This window comes from Pseudomonas sp. RIT-To-2 (assembly GCF_029623465.1).
Lineage (GTDB): Bacteria > Pseudomonadota > Gammaproteobacteria > Pseudomonadales > Pseudomonadaceae > Aquipseudomonas > Aquipseudomonas silvicola.
Genome location: NZ_JAPYKM010000018.1, coordinates 104,386 through 122,297, shown reverse-complemented (window position 1 = coordinate 122,297; position 17,912 = coordinate 104,386). Strand labels below are relative to the sequence as shown.

The following is a 17,912-nucleotide window of genomic DNA, read 5'->3' as shown; positions in this document are numbered from 1 at the left end:
CCTGTCAAGCGTTTATTTTGAAGTATTTTCGAATTTCTCGTTCAACTTCAACCACTTGACTCGCTTCGATCTCTCGTTAGCGGGAGGCGAATTCTACAGCGATTTGAGTCGCTGTCAACTGCCTTTTTCACCGCTTTCGACGTTCAGATCGAAACACTTCGGAGCGGGTTACTTTGGTTAACTGCTTGATTATCAAGGAGTTTTCCGTTTGGTCTGCGCCGGAAGTGGGGCGAATTATAGAGGGATCTGTGGGGAGGTCAAGCATTGATTTCAACAAATTGTCTTTTAAGTCAAAAGCTTCCCGCTTGCCACCGTATCAAGGCCGCCAAGTGCCTGCCTTGATGCTTCTGGCGTTCTTGAGATCGAGCGCCGCCCGCGCGGCGCTTCGCGAGCAAGCTCTGCTCCTACATCTGTTTCGGGCCAGTTATGCCTGTTAGATCACCTCGACCGCCTTGTTTGTTCACCTCAAATCTGTAGTGAAAGGACAAGGCGGACCAGGTAATGGCACAGACATAATTGGCCCGAAACAAATGTGGGAGCGGGGGCGGCGCCGAGCCCTTGCCAGGGAAGCGCCGCGCGGGCGGCGCTTGGTCTTGAGAACGCCGGAAAGCCCAGAGCCCTGCACCTCCTAACCCGCACCCAACCGCGGAAGCCGTCGCACCACACCAGGCACACGCACCACCATCAACAAAACCCCTACCCCCGCATACACCGACCACTCCTTCAAATCCGCCCGCACCACCCAGAGGAAATGCAGCAACCCCAACCCCAAAACCATATAAGCAAGCCGATGCAGCAGCTTCCATCGCCGCCCTAACCGCCGTTGGCTGTAACGATTGGAGGTCACTGCCATTACCAGCAAACAGAGCAGCCCCAACGCCCCCACGATAATGTAAGGCCGTTTGCGCAATTCCACGCCCAACTGCCCCCAGTCCAGCCCCAGGACAAAGAACAGGTACGCCGCCAGGTGCATCAGCGCATAAGCAAAGCACCACAACCCCAGCTGCCGCCGCACTGCAACCCAACCCGGCCAGCCGGTAAGCCGCTGCAACGGCGTCACGCACAAAGTCACCATCAACAGCACCAAGGTGCCCAAGCCCAACCGGTCAACCAGCACCTTGCCCGGGTCAGGCCCCAGCGCAAAGATCCAGGCCTGGTACACCCACCAGAATGGCCAGGCACCCGCCACCAGAAACACCAACAACCGCCACCACAGAAAACGCATCAATAGTTCTTCCGCAAATCCATACCCGTATAAAGAGAAGCCACCTCCTCCTCATAACCATTGAACATCTGAGTGTCGCGCACGTTCGGGCTGAACAGCCCGCTGGGCAAGCGCCGCTCGCGGGCCTGGGTCCAGCGCGGGTGGTCGACCTTGGGATTGACGTTGGCAAAGAAGCCGTACTCGTCCGGTGCGATGTTCTGCCAGGTCGTCGTGGGCTGCTCGCTGACCAGGCTGATGCGCACGATGGACTTGACGCCCTTGAAGCCATACTTCCACGGCACCACCAACCGCAACGGCGCGCCATTCTGGTTGGGCAGCTCACGCCCGTACATGCCTACGGCAAGAATGGTCAGCGGATGCATGGCTTCATCCAGACGCAAGCCTTCTACATAGGGCCACTGGATAAGGGCGAAGTCCGACCGCTGGCCCGGCATCACCGCCGGGTCGTTCAGGGTCTCGAAACGGATGTACCTGGCTTTGCTGGTCGGCTCGACCTGCTTGAGCAGGTCCGCCAGTGGGAAGCCCAACCAGGGAATGACCATGGACCACGCCTCCACGCAACGCATCCGGTAGATGCGCTCCTGCAGTTGGTAAGGCTGCATGAAGTCTTCCAGGGCATATCGCCCCGGTTTGGCCACCTCGCCATCGATCACCACGCTCCACGGCTCGGTCTTCAGCGTACCAGCATTCGCCGCAGGGTCACCCTTGTCGGTACCGAACTCGTAGTAATTGTTGTAGTGGGTGGCATCCTTGAAGGGGGTGATGGCCTCCCCTTTCACCGTTACCGCCTGCCATTGGGTATTCGGCAGCTTCTTGGCGAACCACGTGGGCGCTCTCCCAGGGTCGACGTCCGCATACAAGGAAGGGTCGGCCGCAGCCAGGCGCGGCAGTCCCGTGGCAGCCAGGGCCAGCATGGAACCACCCAAGAGGGTGCGGCGCGAGAGGTAGGAAGCGTGAGGGGTGACCTCGGACTCTTTGGAGTCCGAGGCCTTGGCAAGCTTGATCAGCATAAGCACTCCACGGTCTGGCTATCACAGCATCAGACCGCAGAGTATGAGCTTATTCGGCAGTCTTGTGCCGGCTCTTGCGCAACAGGTACTGCACAGGACCGGAGGCAGCGTAGCAGAGGAAAATCAGCAGCAGGATACGCGGCGGGTCACTGAAGACCACGGCGAACACCAGTACCACGGCCAGGATGGCCACGAACGGCACACGGCCCTTGAGGTCCAGCTCCTTGAAGCTGTTGTACTTGATGTTGCTGACCATCAGCATGCCCGCGGCCGCGACCAGCAGCGCCACCAGGAACGACAGCTTGGAACCCTGGATGCCGTAGTCGCTGAATGCCCACACGGTACCCGCCACCACGCCGGCAGCCGCCGGGCTGGCCAGGCCGATGAAGTAGCGCTTGTCAGCCTTGCCGACCTGGGTATTGAAGCGGGCCAGGCGCAAGGCAGCGCCCGCTACATAAATGAAGGCGACCATCCAGCCGACCTTGCCCATGTCACCCAGCGCCCAGCCGAAGGCCAGCAGCGCCGGCGCCAGGCCGAAGGCGACCATGTCCGACAGTGAGTCGTACTCGGCGCCGAAAGCGCTCTGGGTATTGGTCATGCGCGCCACGCGGCCGTCCAGGCCATCGAGGACCATGGCGACGAAAATGGCGATGGCAGCGTACGAGAAGTACTTGGCGGCATCGACAGAATTGCCGGCGCTCAGGGCACTTTGCGCGCTGATGGAATTGATGATCGAGTAGAACCCGGCAAACAGGTTCGCCGTGGTGAACAGGTTGGGCAGCAGATAAATGCCGCGATGCCGGACTTTACGCCCTTCTGCGTCATGCCCTTCTTCGACATGCTCATCGATCGGCAGCAGGCTTTCGGCGTCAGAGGCCGTGTGCGGCTCTTCGGGACGTTCGCTCATGGACAGTACCTTGCAACGGTGTGGAAAGTTTCGACAGACGTCTGCGACGAGGGTTCGTCGGCAAACGTTGCAGCTTTATACCAGAACCTGACCACCATAACGAAAAAACGCGGCCGAAGCCGCGTTTTCATCGCTACAAGGCTTGTATCAGTTCTTGGCCTTGTCGACGATCTTGTTCGCTGCGATCCACGGCATCATCGAGCGCAGTTGCTCGCCGATGACTTCGATACCGTGAGCGGCGTTGTTGCGACGCTTGGCGGTCATCGATGGGTAGCCAGTGGCACCTTCGCTGATGAACATCTTGGCGTATTCGCCGTCCTGGATGCGCTTCAGAGCGTTGCGCATGGCCTGACGGGATTCGGCGTTGATGACTTCAGGGCCGGTCACGTACTCGCCGTATTCGGCGTTGTTGGAGATCGAGTAGTTCATGTTGGCGATACCGCCTTCGTACATGAGGTCAACGATCAGCTTCAGTTCGTGCAGGCACTCGAAGTAGGCCATTTCCGGCGCGTAGCCAGCTTCGACCAAGGTTTCGAAACCGGCTTTCACCAGCTCGACGGTACCGCCGCACAGTACGGCCTGTTCACCGAACAGGTCGGTTTCGGTCTCGTCCTTGAAGGTGGTTTCGATGATGCCGGTACGGCCGCCGCCAACGCCCGAAGCGTACGACAGGGCGACGTTCTTGGCGTTGCCCGAAGCGTCCTGGTAGATAGCGATCAGGTCAGGGATACCGCCGCCTTTGACGAACTCGGAACGCACGGTGTGGCCCGGGGCTTTCGGCGCGATCATGATCACGTCCAGGTCAGCGCGTGGCACGACCTGGTTGTAATGGATGGCGAAGCCGTGGGAGAAGGCCAGGGTGGCGCCTTTCTTGATGTTCGGCTCGATTTCGTTCTTGTACAGCTGGGATTGGAACTCGTCCGGGGTCAGGATCATGACCAGGTCGGCGCCGGCGACGGCAGTGGCCACGTCAGCGACTTTCAGACCGTGGGCTTCAGCCTTGGCAACAGTGGCCGAGCCTTTGCGCAGACCGACAGTGACGTCAACACCGGAGTCTTTCAGGTTGCACGCTTGAGCGTGGCCCTGGGAGCCGTAACCGATGATGGCAACTTTCTTGCCCTGGATGATGGACAGGTCGCAGTCTTTGTCGTAGTAAACTTTCATGAAATTACCCCTGTTATCTTGGCCGGTGGCCATACGCTAATTTGGTTGAAGGTGGCGGGGCTGCCCGCCACCTCTACTGCCTTGTTCAGATGCTCAGCACTTTGTCGCCACGTGCGATACCGGTGACCCCGCTGCGCACGGTCTCCAGGATCGAGGCGGTGCCGATGGCCTGGATGAAGCTGTCGAGCTTGTCGCTGGTGCCAGCCAGTTGCACGGTGTACACGCTGCTGGTGACGTCCACGATCTGCCCGCGGAAAATATCCGTGGTGCGCTTGATCTCGGCGCGCTGGGCACCCGTGGCCTTGACCTTGACCAGCATCAGCTCACGCTCGATGTGCGCGCTTTCCGACAGGTCGACCAGCTTGACCACTTCGATCAGCTTGTTGAGGTTCTTGGTGATCTGCTCGATCACTTCATCGTGGCCGAATGTGGTCAGCGTCAGACGCGACAGGGTCGGGTCTTCGGTAGGGGCCACGGTCAGGCTTTCGATGTTGTAGTTGCGTTGCGAGAACAACCCGACCACACGGGACAGCGCACCCGGTTCGTTTTCCAACAGCAGGGAAATAATGTGCCGCATGATTAGGTACGCTCCGTCTTGCTCAGCCACATATCGCGCATCGAACCGTCCTTGATCTGCATCGGGTAGACGTGCTCGGTGACATCGACCTGAATGTCCAGGAACACCAGACGGTCCTTCATGGCGAAGGCTTTTTCCATCATCGGCTTCAGATCTTTCAGATCGGTGATGCGCATGCCGACGTGGCCATAGGCCTCGACCAGCTTGACGAAATCAGGCAGCGATTCAACGTACGAGTGCGAATGACGGCCACCGTAGCTCATGTCCTGCCACTGGCGGACCATGCCCAGCACGCCGTTGTTCAGCAGGATGATCTTCACCGGCAGGTCATACTGCAGGCAGGTGGACAGCTCCTGGATGTTCATCTGGATACTGCCCTCACCGGTCACACAGGCAACGTGCGCATCGGGGAAGCTCATCTGCACGCCCATGGCCGCCGGCAAGCCGAAGCCCATGGTGCCCAGGCCACCGGAGTTGATCCAGCGGTTAGGCTTGTTGAACCGGTAGTACTGGGCCGCGAACATCTGGTGCTGACCCACGTCCGAGGTCACGAAGGCGTCGCCGCCGGTGACTTCGCACAGGGTCTCGATAACGGTCTGCGGCTTGATCAGGCTGCCGTCACCCTTGTTGTAAGGGAACAGGCCTTTGTCACCACGCCATTCGTCGACCTGCTTCCACCAGCTGGCCACCGACTCCTTGTTCGGGGTTTCGCCGATTTCCTTCAGGGTGGCGACCATTTCGGTCAGCACGCTGTCGACCGGACCAACGATTGGCACGTCGGCCTTGATGGTCTTGGAGATCGATGCCGGGTCGATGTCGATGTGGATGATCTTGGCGTTCGGGCAGAACTTGGCCGCGCCGTTGATGACACGGTCATCGAAGCGCGCGCCCACGGCCAGGATCACGTCAGCGTGGTGCATCGCCAGGTTGGCGGTGTAGCTGCCGTGCATGCCCAGCATGCCGACGAACTGACGGTCCATCCCCGGGTAGGCGCCAAGGCCCATCAGGGTATTGGTGACCGGCAGGTTCAGCAGTTGCGCCAGTTCGGTCAACTGCGCCGAACCACCCCCCAGGATCACGCCACCACCGGCGTACATCACCGGACGCTTGGCGGCCAGGAGCATTTCCACGGCCTTGCGGATCTGACCGGAGTGGCCACGAACGGCCGGGCTGTAGGAGCGCAGCTTGGCCTTTTTCGGGTAGACGTATTCGAACTTCTCGGCCGGGTTGGTCATGTCTTTCGGGATGTCGACAACGACAGGCCCCGGGCGACCGGACTGCGCCAGGTAGAAAGCTTTCTTCAGGACTTCAGGGATCTCGGATGCGTGCTTGACCATGAAGCTGTGCTTCACGATCGGCCGGGAGATACCGATCATGTCGGTTTCCTGGAACGCATCGGTACCCACCAGGGTGCTGGCAACCTGGCCGGACAGCACGACCATGGGAATAGAGTCCATGTAGGCCGTGGCGATACCGGTGATGGCATTGGTCGCGCCTGGGCCGGAGGTCACCAGTACCACGCCGGCCTTGCCGGTGGCACGGGCATAGCCGTCAGCCATATGGGTCGCGGCCTGCTCGTGGCGAACCAGGATGTGTTCCACTTCCGGTTCTTTGAACAGGGCATCGTAAACATGCAGGAGAGCACCGCCAGGGTACCCGTAGATGTGCTTAACGCCTTCGTCACGCAAAAAGCGGACGACCATCTCAGCGCCAGATAAAAGCTCCACGTTGTTCACCTCTAAAACGCCAGAATACCGCTCCATGGGAACGGGTCTTAATAGGTTTACTGCCAGCAGAGCATGAGCGACGGTGGTCGCCGACTACGTCAGCACTGACTGAGCAAGTATTGGGACTTCCCCAAAGTGTTGCGGGGGTTTCCCACCCAGCGCGAGGTAACGCGTTGCGGGTGTAACAGGTCGGCGCGGGTGTGCGCCTCATGATCTGCCGAGCGGGTCTGCTTCTGGCAGTCCCTCTACAGCGGGAATACGATTGTTGTGATTCGCGGCGCTCAAGTCAAGCCATCTGTTGCAATTTAATGCGTGCTAATTTTTCAGCCAGATGCAGAAAACATTTGCTCAGAACCGCCCAAGGTAGTTTCATGATTGCGTTAATGGTCAAGGAATTAGCATGCGAGCGATCATCTTCGGCGCCCTCGCGCTGGCATTGGCAAGCCCCGCTGGGCTGGCCGCGCAGATCTACAAATGGGTGGACGAGCAAGGCGTGACGCACTTCGACGCACAGCCGCCAGCGGGCCAGAACGTGACCCAGGTGGACGCGGCCAAGCCGGTACCGGCGCCAGCGCAGGTGCCACCGAAGGCGCCGGACGCCAACCAGGGCAAGGTGGCGCAGCAGGCCGCCGACCGTCAGGTGCGACAGCAGGTGCAGGACCAGGAAGAAAAAATGGCGGCGTTCTGCGACACCAGTCGCAAGAACCTGGCGCAGTTGCAGAACAACCCGCGGGTGCGGCAGAACATGGGCGGGGAGTTGCGGCGGCTGACGGAGGAAGAGCGTCAGGCCAAGATAACCTTGACGCAGAAGCAGATCGACGAGAACTGCCAATAAACTCGGCGCGGCCTGTTTCCCGAGCTTCGCCCGCTCCTACAGCGATCTTGCAGAACCGGGCGACGCCGGCGGGGGATCAGCCTGCCTGCGTGATCAATTCATCGAACTGATGCAGCAGCACGCGAATGCCGCGGCTTTTCTCGGCATCATTGGCGTACACCATCTCGGCCATCGCCAAGATACCCGACGCATTGGGCAGTGGCAGATCCTGCTCCAGAATCTGCTTCATGCGCGGCAGGAAAATCCATTGCAACCATTGGGAAAAGTCCAGCGTGTCGACGCTGAACGGCTCCTGGCTGGCCAACGCTTCGGCGCTGGGCGGGGTGTCGTCCCACCACCCCTGCACCCGCAGTTCACGCTCGATCAGCAGCAGATGGTCGGCGATCTGCGGAAAACGTGCGTCCATCTTCAATTCCCCGAAGCTTTCTGACGAGCCTGTGCGGCGCCGGCCGAATCACCCTGTTTCTCGCGTGCCTGGGCAATGGTAGTCCACAGGCTGGCCTGCAGGTCTGGGCGGCCGTTGGCGTAGGTCAGAGCGCGGCGGGCCAGTTGCTCGGCCTGAGGCGCGTCACCCTGGGACAGGCGCACCTGAGCCAGGCGGTAAAGCACCTGCGGCTCACGCGGGGCAATGCGCTGGGCACGCTCCAGGCTCGACGAGGCACCGTTGAGGTCGCCGCCGCCCTGTTGTTGCTGGGCGGTGGTCAGCAAGGCCAGCACCGGGCCGTCGAGCTGTTCGTCGGCCGCCAGGCCGCCACTGGTGTTGTTGCTGGGGATACCGGTAGGCGCATTGCTGGTCGCCGGCATGCTGTAGTTGCTGGTGACCGGCGCGCTATTATAGGCCTGGGGCGTGATCGGGGCCGAGGTGCTCGGCCCAGGGGTAATCGGCCCGGTACTGATCGAGGCGCTCTGGGGCGCGGCGAAGGTCATGGGTGCCGAATCGCCCTGAGGCATCACGACCACACCGGAATCTTGCGACATGGCGGCCGGCGCCTGGCGCTGGACCGAGGCATAACCGCGGTTGGCCGATACTCGCTCACTGTTGGACACGGCGGTACTGGAGTCCACCACCGGGATCGACCCTTGCGGCACACTGGCGCAACCGTTGAGCAGCGCCAGCGCCGTTACAGCAGGAAACCACCACTTATTCACTTCGATTCCTCTTTGCGGAAGAAGCTGCACGTTTCAAGCGGCAAGCGGCAGGAAAAAACCGCCGCGCCCCGCCTCGACATGCCGCTTTTAGCTTGCAGCTTAAAGCTGTGTTCAATTCAGCCAGCCCTTGACCCAATCCATCACCGAATCGGCCGGTGCCTGGCTACCCCCGCAGGCCGCGCCTGCGGCAGGTTCGCTACCGCGAATATACGGCATCTGCACCGCGCCAGGGCAGTTGGCATCGGAGCCCTGGCCGGTGTGCGGGTCAATCCAGGCCTGCACCACGTTGTCCGGTACCGGGGTATCCAGCGGCAGCGGGTCGGCCTTCTTCATGAAGCTGGTCCACACCTGCAGCGCACCAGTGGCGCCGGTGAACGGTGTCTTGCCGTTATCGTCGCGGCCTATCCACACCACCGCCAGCACGTCCTGACTGAAGCCGGCGAACCAGCTGTCGCGCGAGTCGTTGCTGGTACCGGTCTTGCCGGCCAGGTTCAACGAACTGGGCAGGACGTTGTACACCGAACGCCCGGTACCTTCGCGCATCACACGCTGCATGGCGTTCTGAATCAGGTAGATGGAGCCTGGGTCGAACCGTTGCTGCACCTGGAACGGATAACGCTTGAGCGGCTGGCCGTCAGAGGTCAGCACGCTGCGGATGCCGCGCATTGGCGTATTGAAGCCACCGTTGGCGATGGTCTGGTACATGGTCGCCACCTGGATGGGCGACATGCCACCGGCGCCCAGCAGCATCGAGGGGTACGTGGGCCAATCGACGTCGACGCCCAGGCGGCCGATGGTCTTGAACACGTTGGGCACGCCCAGGTCCAGGCCCAAACGCGCCGTGGACAGGTTCAACGAGTGCGCCAGCCCTTGATACAGGAAAATGGTACCGTTGGAGTTGCCTTCGTAGTTCTTCGGCCGCCATATTTGCCCATCAGCGCCCTTCACTTCGAACGGCTCGTCCTTCACCCAACTGGTGAGGGTGTACTGGCTGGGCTTTTCAAGCGCGGTCAGGTAGATCGACGGCTTGACCAGCGAGCCGATCGGCCGCACGGCGTCAAGGGCCCGGTTGAAACCGGCGAAGCCCGGCACACGGCTGCCCACCAGCGCCTGCACTTCCCCGCTCTCCGGGTTGGTGACGACCATGGCGGCTTCTACATCATCCACGCCCTTGCGGTTGCCCAGGCGCTTGAAGGTATCGGTGACCGATGCCTCGGCCTTCATCTGCAGGATGGGGTCGAAGCTGGTGAAGATCCGCAGGCCTTCTTCGGTCAAGTCTTCATCACGATAGTCTTCACGCAACTGACGCTTCACCAGGTCGAGGAACCCGGGGAACGAACTGTCCGCCAGGCTGCCTTGCTTGGTCACGCCCAGCGGCATCTTCTTCGCCGCATCCACTTCGGCCTGCGTTGCCACGCCCTGCTGCGCCAGCAAGTCGAGCACCAGGTTGCGGCGTTCCAGGGCGCGGTCCGGGTAGCGACGGGGGTTGTAGTAGGACGGCCCCTTGACCATGCCCACCAGCAACGCGACCTGGTGCAGCTTGAGCTCCGACAGCGGCTGGCTGAAGAAGAACTGGCTGGCCAGGCCGAAGCCGTGCACTGCACGCTGGCCGTCCTGGCCGATGAAGACCTCGTTGAGGTACGCCTCGAGAATTTCCTGCTTGCTGTAGTGAACCTCCAGCAACACCGCCATCATCGCTTCGGTGAGCTTGCGTGACAGGCTGCGCTCGTTGGTCAGGTAGAAGTTCTTCACCAACTGCTGGGTCAAGGTACTGCCGCCCTGGCGCATCTGGCCAGACGAGGTGTTGACCCAGATGGCCCGGGCGATGGACTTGGGCGACACGCCGAAGTGGTGATAGAAGTCGCGGTCCTCCACTGTTACCAGGGTGTCGAGCAAGTGCGGTGGCACCTGGTCGAGCTTGATCAGGATGCGGTCTTCAAGGTTCTTGGGGTACAGGCCACCGATCAGCAGCGGCTCCAGGCGCACCACCGGCAATTTGGCCTCGGTGGTGGAGCTGAGCTCGGCCACATAGTCGCCATTGAAACGCACCTGCACCGGCTGGGCCTTTTCCAGCCCTTCATAGAACTGGAAGCCCCGGGTATTGAGGTTCACCGCGGTGCCCTTGACCACGGCCGTGCCCGGCCCGTCCAGCACCGTGGTGCGGCGGTAGCCCAGGGCATCGAGTTCGGTAAGGAAGTCGGCCTCGCTCAGTTTCTGGCCGACGAACAGCTCCAGCGGCCGGGCATAGACCTTGGCCGGGATTGTCCAGCGCTTGCCGGAAAACTTCTCTTGCACGATGGCGTCGAGGTAAACGGCAAAGCCAGCCAGTATCACCAGGCCGACGAGGCCCAGCTTCAAGCCCCAGCCAAGCCAGGTACGAAGGCCGCCGGAGGCGCGTTTTTTAGGGGTGCGGGAGGATCGGGATCGAGTCATGGCGGCGGATTATACGCACTTTATCGTGGCTGAGCAGGCGTCCCCATCGCGCGACGACAAGCGCCCATGAAAGGTTTGCAGGGCCTGCGCCAGCGGCCATAATGCCTGCCTCGAATTCTTGACAGTTGAAGGACCGCCCGTGAGCCAAGCCCTTATCGCCGCCCTGCAGAACCCGGCCCTCTACCCGCACCCCGTGGAAGCCTTCCAGGTCATTGAAACGCACATTTCCTGGGTACTGCTCACCGGTCCCTACGTGTACAAGATCAAGAAACCGATGAACTTCGGTTTCCTGGACTTCTCCAGCCTGGCGTCGCGCGAGCACTTCTGCAACGAAGAGCTGCGGCTGAACCAGCGCCTGACCAGCGACCTGTACCTGCAGGTGCTGCCAATCACCGGCACGGCCGACGCCCCCCAGTTCGGCGGCGACGGCCCAGCCATCGAATACGCCCTGCAGGTGCGCCAGTTCCCGCAGAGCAACCTGCTGAGCACCCTGCAGGCCAACGGCGAACTGACCAGCACGCATATCGATTCCATGGCCCGGCAGATCGCCGAGTTCCACCTGAACGCTCCGATCGTCCCCGCCGCCAACGAAGCCGGTACCGCGGAAGCGGTGATGGCCCCGGTGGAGCAGAACTTCGAGCAGATCCGCCCCTTCCTCAAGGACGCCGCCGACCTGCAACAACTCGATGCCCTGCAAGGTTGGGCCCAGGCTAGCTTCGCCCGCCTCAAACCTCTGCTGCAGGAACGCAAGGCTGGCGGCTTCATCCGTGAGTGCCACGGCGACATCCACCTGGGCAACGCCACCCTGATCGATGGCGAGGTGGTGATTTTCGACTGCATCGAATTCAACGAGCCCTTCCGCTTCACCGACGTCTACGCCGACACCGCCTTCCTGGCCATGGACCTGGAAGACCGCGGGCTCAAGTGCCTGGCCCGCCGCTTCATCAGCCAGTACCTGGAACTGACCGGTGACTACCGTGGCCTGGACCTGCTGAACTTCTACAAGGCTTATCGCGCCCTGGTGCGGGCCAAGGTCGCCCTGTTCGGCCTGACCCCGGAGTCGGACGCCGTGCAGCGCGCCACCACCTTCAAGCAATATCGCAAATACGCCAACCTGGCCGAGAGCTACAGCGCCATCCCCTCGCGCTTCCTGGCCATCACCAGCGGCGTCTCGGCGGTGGGCAAGAGCCATGTGGCCATGCGCCTGGTCGAGGCCCTGGGCGCCATTCGCCTGCGTTCGGACGTGGAGCGCAAGCGCCTGTTCGGTGAACAACAGGGCGACAACCTGCTGCAAAGCGGCATCTACAGCAGCGACGCCAGCGTGGCCACTTACCAGCACCTGCACAAAGTGGCCGAGGGCGTCCTGCGCGCCGGTTTCCCGGTGGCCATCGATGCCACCTACCTCAAGCACGACCAGCGCCAGCAGGCTGCCGCCGTTGCCGAGACCACTGGCGTGCCGTTCCTGATCCTCGATTGCAACGCGCCACAGGCCGTGCTCGAAGCGTGGCTGCAACAGCGCCAGGCTGAAAACAACGACCCGTCCGACGCCACCCTGGAAGTGGTCAAGGCCCAGCAAGCCAGCCGCGAACCGCTGACCACCGAAGAACTGGTGCTCAGCAAACGCGTGGAAACCAATGAGAGCGGCAGCCTGGACAAACTGGTGGAGCAGATCCGCCAGCGCCTGCCGGGGCTGTAAGCTTTCCTGACTCCCGTGGGGCTGGCTCCGGTGAGCTGGCTCCTGTGGGCAGGGCGCGCTTGCCCCAGGTATTTGTTGCAGCCGTGAAGCAGTCGACAATAACGGCCTTCGAATAGTGGCACTATAATGGCGTCAATAATTCCAACAGGAAAGTCGCCATGAGCCAGCCCAAGCAGCTCGACTCCCACCTCTACGCCCTCGTGCACCACGAAAATGTTCGCGGCTTCAACCAGGAACGCCCTGCCGGCACCCGGGTGGACTTTCGTGGCGGTGACTTTCGCGGGCTGGACCTGCGCGAACTCGATGCGCGCGATATCGACTTTACCGACGCCTATTTCCGCACCGCCGACTTGCGCGGCCTCGACCTGCGCGACACCTGCATGGAAGGCGCCAGCCTGGCCAACGCGCAGATTTCCGGCGCGTACTTCCCAGTTGAATTGACCGCCGACGAGATCCTGATGTCGGTGAATTTCGGCACCCGCCTGCGCTACCGCACACGCTGAAGCATTTCAGTTTGTCGTCCGGCGCAGCCTGCGCCGGCCTCCGGCTGCCCGCAACCTGCTGATTACTGCAGGAAAGCACGTCCTGAGCGCATTTCCAAAGTGCCGCTACACTCCCTCATCAGAGCGGCCAGCAAATGAGCCTCGACCCAGTTCAGCCGTCGCAAGGAGGCTTGATGAACGATGAACTTCAACATTTGAAAAACCTGGGCAAGACCTCCGCGCAGTGGCTGCATGCCGTGGGCATCCACAGCGCTTCGGACTTGCGCCGCCTGGGCGCGGTCGACGCCTACCGAGCGGTCAAGACCCGCGGGTTCCGCGCCTCCAAGGTGCTGCTGTACGCCATCGAAGGCGCCCTGCTGGACGTACACTGGAATGACATTCCCCCCGAGCGCAAAGAGGCTTTGAATCAGCAACTCGACGCGATATCGTCTCGTCGTAAAAACTGACCGCGCCCGCGGGTCAGGCCCGACGGTCGAGGGAGTCGCACATGTATCTATTTGGAGAGCAGCCGGCCTACGCCGATGCCTGGGTCAACCGCCTGCAGGGCATCGGCCCGCAGTTGTTGCTGGGCGTGGCACCAGAAGGGCCGGCCCTGGAGCTGGAGGCGGGCGCCGACCTGTCGACCCTGCTCAACGACACCCACCTTTACCTGATCGACAGCGGCCTGGTGCAAGCGCGCATCAACCAGCGCCCCTTGTTTTACCTGCAGGACGGCGACCTGCTGGGCCTCTATCAGAACCGCGACGACCTGGCCTGCCACTACAGCAGCGACGGCGCCCTGCGGGTGGTGCCCTACACGCGTACCGAAGTACTGGCCCACATCAACGCCACCCCGAGCACCCAGGAACTGCTGATCGAGTACCTGACCGGCCAGACCACCCTGCTGTGCGATGCCATTACCCGGCTCAAGCAACCCGAATACCGCGCCAACAATGGTTTCAAGCATGTGGCAGCCGGCGAGGTACTGATCAACCAGGGTGACGACGCCGACCATGTGTTCGTGATCATCGAAGGCCGCGCCGAAGCATTCGTGGACGGGCACAAAGTGGGGGACGTGCCCAAGGACGAGATCTTCGGCGCCATGGCCGTATTCACCCATGAAAAACGCAGCGCCACGGTCATCGCCAGCGAACCGTGCACGCTGATGATCATTCCCCGCGAGCAGTTCCTCAGCCTGACCCAGACCAACCCGCGCATTGCCCACAGCCTGATCGAGAGCATGGCCCGGCGGATCGAGGCCCTGAACCGCCAGGTGACGGGGCTGATGAGCGGGCAATGAAAATAAATGCAGCCTGCTGTTGACTTCGAAATGAGAATTGTTATGATTATCACATCTGGTCGCGAGGCCAGTGATGATTTGAAAGGCCTTGGTTCGGACTCTCAGATTATCTCCTCATCAGGCTAATCACGGTTATTGACCCGGCTTTTTGCCGGGTCTTTTTTTGCCCGTAATTCGGCCTCCGCCCTTCAGGAGCGGGCCAGTTCAGCGCGCGATGATCAGCGGGTGCCCACGCTCCGGATGCGGCTGCACCAGCACGTCCAGGCCGAAAACCGCTTTCACCCCTTCAGGCTGCAACACCCGCTGGGGTGTATCCAGGGCATAGGGCCGTCCGTTCTGCAACAGCAGGATCCGGTCGCAATACCGTGCCGCCAGGTTCAGGTCATGCAGAATCACCAGTACGGCCGCCCCCCGGTCGGCAAAATCGCGCACCGCCTGCAGGGTGGTGTGCTGGTGCAACGGGTCAAGGGCCGAAGTAGGCTCATCCAGCAACAGGGTGACACCCGCGTCCCCCGGCCACAATTGCGCCAACACCCGCGCCAGGTGCACCCGTTGCCGTTCTCCGCCCGACAGCGCCAGGTAACTGCGATCACGCAAGTGGGCGGCATCTGCGGCCTGAAGGGCAGCGGTGATGATTTCGGCATCGCGCACCAGGCCGCTGCCATGGGGCAGCCGGCCCATGCCCACCACGTCCTCCACGCGAAAGGCAAAGCCCAGGGTCGAGACCTGGGGCAATACCGCCAGGCGCCGCGCGCGTTCGGGCCCGGACCATTGTGCCAGGGGCCGGTCATGCAGAAAGACGTCTCCTTCGGCTGCCGTCAACTCGCCACACAATGCGCCCAGCAAGGTGCTTTTGCCCGCACCGTTGGGCCCCAGCACGCCCAGCACCTCGCCCGCCTGCAACGCCAGGCTCACGCCACTGAGCACAGTCTCGCGCCCGCGTACCACTTGCAGGTTATCCACACGCAACATCAGGGACGCCCCCGCACCAACAGATAAAGAAAGAACGGCGCCCCCAGGAACGCCGTGACAATGCCGATGGGCAGTTCCGCCGGCGCCAGCGCCATGCGCGCGATCAGGTCGGCGAACAGCACCAGGCTGGCCCCGGCCAGCAGCGATGCGGGCAGCAGCACGCGATGGTCGGGCCCCGCGACCTGGCGCACCAGGTGCGGTACCACCAGGCCGACGAAACCGATCAGCCCTGCCGCTGCGACGGCGGCGCCCACGCCCAGGGCCGTGCACAGCACCAGTTCGCGCTTGAGCCGTTCCACTTCGATGCCCAGGTGGCGCGCCTCCGATTCCCCCAGCAGCAAGGCATTCAGCGCCTGAGCCCTGCGCGGCAGCCACAGCGCCACACCCAGGGCGATCAGCAACAGCGGCCACAAACGCTGGTAACTGGCACCGTTGAGGCTGCCCAGGTTCCAGAACGTCAGAGTGCGCAGGGTAGCGTCGTCGGCCAAGTAGGTGAACAAGCCCACCGCCGAACTGGCCAATGCGGTCAGCGCCACGCCGGCCAGCAGCATCACGGCCACGCTGGTCTGGCCGTCCTTGCGCCCCAGCCGGTACACCAGCGCCGTCACTGCCAGGCCGCCCAGAAACGCACAAGCCGACAGCAGGTACGGTTCAAGGAACGACGGCAAGCCGCCCAGGGCACTGCCGCAGACGATGGCGACAGCAGCGCCCAATGCCGCGCCACTGGAAACGCCCACCAGCCCCGGGTCTGCCAGCGGATTGCGAAACAGCCCCTGCATGGCCACGCCCGCCAGTGCCAGCACGGCGCCTACCGCCAGGCCCAGCAAGGTGCGGGGCAGGCGGATCTGCCCCAGGATCATTTCCGCCTGTTCCAGCCCCTGACCGCTCAATGGCAACCCGGCCAGGTGCAACCCGGCCCGCAAGGTGTCGAGCAACGGCAGGCTGACCGGCCCCAGGGCCAGCGAAAGCCAGGTGGCCAACAGGCACAGCCCGCCCAGGCCAATGAATAGTATCCTCGGCGCCAGCATCGGCCTCATTGGACGGGTTTGGCGTCAGGGTAGAACGCCTGGGACAGGCTGCCGAGGCTCGCGGGCAAGCGCGGGCCCAGGCCACCGACCAGCAACGTGGGGTCAACCTGCACGATGCGCTTGTCCTTCACCGCACTGGTATTGGCCAGGGCCGGGTTGTCCTTGAGCAGCGCGGCGATGGCCGCATCGCCGCTCAGGGTACGGTCGGCGAACACGATGACTTGCGGGTCCAGCGCCGCCAGCACCTCGGTGGAGAAGTTCTTGTAGCCCGGCTGTGTAGCCAGGTTGTGCCCGCCGGCCTGGGTGATCATCCAGTCGGCCACCGTACCCGGGCCGCCCACCAGCGGCTTCGCACCCATGTGCCCCAGCATCAGGATCACCCCAGGCGCAGGGTGTTGCGCTTCAGCCTGGCGTACCCAGGCCTGGTGGCGGGCCAACTGCTGGCGGTAGTCATCGAACAACTGGCCGGCGTGGGCTTCATCCCCCAGCAGGCGACCCAGGTGCAGCAGGTTGGCCTGCAATGTGGGAAGCTCCGGCTTGCTATCGAACATCTCCACACCCACGCCGGCGGCACGAATCTGTTGCAGGACCGGCGGCGGCCCCATTTCCTCGGTGCCAATCAGGATGTCCGGGCGCGGTGCCAGGCTCAGGATGCCTTCTGCCGACAAGGCGCGCTGGTAGCCAATGCTACGGAGCGCCTTGACGCTGTCCGGGTGTTGGCTGGTGGTGTCCACGCCCACCAGCTTGCCCTCCCCACCCATGGCCACCACCCACTCGGTCAAGGCACCGCCGGCGCTTACCCAGTGTTGCGGCAGGGTCTCGACGGCAAGCGCCCAAGGGTGGAATAGCATTGCCGCGGTGAAACCGATGACCCTGGCGCTCAAGCGCATCACTCTATCCTCATTGCAATGACTGACAATGGTTGCAGCGCCAGGCGTAATCCCGTTGAATGCCCGCCCGAACGGCAACCCATCGTTTCATTTGATAATTATTTGCATTTGAGCGTCAAGCCGGCCCTTGTATCATCAGGTAAAACAATAGAGGTCTACATGCACTGGCTGTGTGAGAGCGGCGCTTTGGGCGAAGCGCAAAGCCGTGGTTTCGAATGCGAAGGCATCAAGCTGTTCGTGGTGCGCCGCGAAGGGCGGGTGTACGCCTACCGTAACCGCTGCCCGCACCGGGGAACGGCCTTGCAGTGGGAGGCTGACGTGTTTCTGGACGAGAGCGCCAGCATGATCCGCTGCTCCAGCCATGGGGCACTGTTTCTGATGGACAGCGGCGAATGCGTGGCGGGCCCCTGCGAGGGCAAGGAACTGGAGAACTTCGATTGCCGCGAGGATGAGCGCGGGATTTGGGTCCAGGTATGACGCTCCCCCCCGCGTAGCAGCGCTCGCAAGGCTGCGTCGG

At 62.4% G+C, this 17,912-nt stretch carries 18 protein-coding genes; 6 read left to right on the top strand and 12 right to left on the bottom strand.

The genetic code is table 11. From position 1 onward, the window contains the following. Positions 1-628: 628 nt before the first annotated feature. The 6 genes from msrQ to QBK88_RS17595 form a co-directional block, all read right to left on the bottom strand. Entirely contained in the window at positions 629-1,225 is a 597-nt protein-coding gene (msrQ, locus tag QBK88_RS17620; RefSeq protein WP_277963029.1) for a protein-methionine-sulfoxide reductase heme-binding subunit MsrQ, read from the bottom strand. Beyond that, positions 1,225-2,235, bottom strand: a complete 1,011-nt coding sequence (gene msrP, locus QBK88_RS17615) for a protein-methionine-sulfoxide reductase catalytic subunit MsrP (RefSeq protein ID WP_277963028.1) — start codon at positions 2,233-2,235, stop codon at positions 1,225-1,227. Before msrP ends, msrQ begins: the two co-directional genes overlap by 1 nt. A gap of 49 nt (positions 2,236-2,284) precedes the next feature. Further along, the gene (gene pssA, locus QBK88_RS17610; RefSeq protein WP_268145661.1) at positions 2,285-3,142 is read right to left on the bottom strand and encodes a CDP-diacylglycerol--serine O-phosphatidyltransferase; all 858 of its coding nucleotides are present in this window, start codon (positions 3,140-3,142) and stop codon (positions 2,285-2,287) included. Between the two features lie 147 nt (positions 3,143-3,289). Continuing rightward, the gene (gene ilvC, locus QBK88_RS17605) at positions 3,290-4,306 is read right to left on the bottom strand and encodes a ketol-acid reductoisomerase (RefSeq protein ID WP_158153755.1); all 1,017 of its coding nucleotides are present in this window, start codon (positions 4,304-4,306) and stop codon (positions 3,290-3,292) included. Between the two features lie 85 nt (positions 4,307-4,391). Further along, complete coding sequence (ilvN, locus tag QBK88_RS17600; protein WP_158153754.1) at positions 4,392-4,883, bottom strand: acetolactate synthase small subunit; 492 nt, start codon at positions 4,881-4,883, stop codon at positions 4,392-4,394. Positions 4,884-4,885: 2 nt separating this feature from the next. Next, positions 4,886-6,610, bottom strand: a complete 1,725-nt coding sequence (locus QBK88_RS17595; protein WP_268145662.1) for an acetolactate synthase 3 large subunit — start codon at positions 6,608-6,610, stop codon at positions 4,886-4,888. A 400-nt stretch (positions 6,611-7,010) separates the two neighbouring features. On the opposite strand from QBK88_RS17595, the gene QBK88_RS17590 reads away from it, so the two are divergent. Beyond that, positions 7,011-7,445 (top strand): DUF4124 domain-containing protein, encoded by a 435-nt coding sequence (locus QBK88_RS17590; RefSeq protein WP_277963027.1) that lies wholly within the window; start codon positions 7,011-7,013, stop codon positions 7,443-7,445. A gap of 76 nt (positions 7,446-7,521) precedes the next feature. Here the strand turns inward: QBK88_RS17590 and QBK88_RS17585 are convergent, their stop codons facing one another. The 3 genes from QBK88_RS17585 to mrcB all read right to left on the bottom strand — a co-directional run bounded on the left by QBK88_RS17585 (position 7,522) and on the right by mrcB (position 11,027). Further along, positions 7,522-7,851 carry a YqcC family protein gene (locus QBK88_RS17585; RefSeq protein ID WP_277963026.1) on the bottom strand — a complete coding sequence of 110 codons (330 nt, stop codon included), beginning with the start codon at positions 7,849-7,851 and terminating at the stop codon, positions 7,522-7,524. A gap of 2 nt (positions 7,852-7,853) precedes the next feature. Beyond that, on the bottom strand, positions 7,854-8,594 hold the full coding sequence (locus QBK88_RS17580; protein ID WP_277963025.1) for a tetratricopeptide repeat protein: 741 nt from the start codon (positions 8,592-8,594) through the stop codon (positions 7,854-7,856). A 111-nt stretch (positions 8,595-8,705) separates the two neighbouring features. Beyond that, positions 8,706-11,027, bottom strand: coding sequence for a penicillin-binding protein 1B (gene mrcB / locus QBK88_RS17575; RefSeq protein ID WP_277963024.1), 2,322 nt, complete (start codon positions 11,025-11,027; stop codon positions 8,706-8,708). 139 nt (positions 11,028-11,166) lie between these two features. Between mrcB and QBK88_RS17570 the strand changes: the two genes are divergently transcribed. The 4 genes from QBK88_RS17570 to QBK88_RS17555 all read left to right on the top strand — a co-directional run bounded on the left by QBK88_RS17570 (position 11,167) and on the right by QBK88_RS17555 (position 14,505). Continuing rightward, positions 11,167-12,723: a bifunctional aminoglycoside phosphotransferase/ATP-binding protein gene (locus QBK88_RS17570; protein WP_277963023.1), complete on the top strand. Its 1,557-nt coding sequence runs from the start codon at positions 11,167-11,169 to the stop codon at positions 12,721-12,723. A 158-nt stretch (positions 12,724-12,881) separates the two neighbouring features. After that, positions 12,882-13,226: a pentapeptide repeat-containing protein gene (locus tag QBK88_RS17565; protein ID WP_268145673.1), complete on the top strand. Its 345-nt coding sequence runs from the start codon at positions 12,882-12,884 to the stop codon at positions 13,224-13,226. A 173-nt stretch (positions 13,227-13,399) separates the two neighbouring features. Beyond that, on the top strand, positions 13,400-13,672 hold the full coding sequence (locus QBK88_RS17560) for a TfoX/Sxy family protein (protein ID WP_158153746.1): 273 nt from the start codon (positions 13,400-13,402) through the stop codon (positions 13,670-13,672). Between the two features lie 41 nt (positions 13,673-13,713). Beyond that, the gene (locus QBK88_RS17555; RefSeq protein ID WP_268145675.1) at positions 13,714-14,505 is read left to right on the top strand and encodes a Crp/Fnr family transcriptional regulator; all 792 of its coding nucleotides are present in this window, start codon (positions 13,714-13,716) and stop codon (positions 14,503-14,505) included. A 204-nt stretch (positions 14,506-14,709) separates the two neighbouring features. Here QBK88_RS17555 and QBK88_RS17550 read toward each other — a convergent pair whose 3' ends face one another. Genes QBK88_RS17550 through QBK88_RS17540 form a run of 3 tightly spaced genes read right to left on the bottom strand, consistent with a single transcriptional unit; the run spans position 14,710 to position 17,395 of the window. Next, complete coding sequence (locus QBK88_RS17550; protein ID WP_277963022.1) at positions 14,710-15,477, bottom strand: heme ABC transporter ATP-binding protein; 768 nt, start codon at positions 15,475-15,477, stop codon at positions 14,710-14,712. Beyond that, positions 15,477-16,460: an iron ABC transporter permease gene (locus QBK88_RS17545; protein ID WP_277963030.1), complete on the bottom strand. Its 984-nt coding sequence runs from the start codon at positions 16,458-16,460 to the stop codon at positions 15,477-15,479. Before QBK88_RS17545 ends, QBK88_RS17550 begins: the two co-directional genes overlap by 1 nt. A 50-nt stretch (positions 16,461-16,510) precedes the next feature. After that, complete coding sequence (locus tag QBK88_RS17540; RefSeq protein WP_277963021.1) at positions 16,511-17,395, bottom strand: ABC transporter substrate-binding protein; 885 nt, start codon at positions 17,393-17,395, stop codon at positions 16,511-16,513. A 159-nt stretch (positions 17,396-17,554) separates the two neighbouring features. On the opposite strand from QBK88_RS17540, the gene QBK88_RS17535 reads away from it, so the two are divergent. Next, the gene (locus QBK88_RS17535) at positions 17,555-17,872 is read left to right on the top strand and encodes a Rieske 2Fe-2S domain-containing protein (RefSeq protein ID WP_277963020.1); all 318 of its coding nucleotides are present in this window, start codon (positions 17,555-17,557) and stop codon (positions 17,870-17,872) included. Positions 17,873-17,912: the final 40 nt, after the last annotated feature.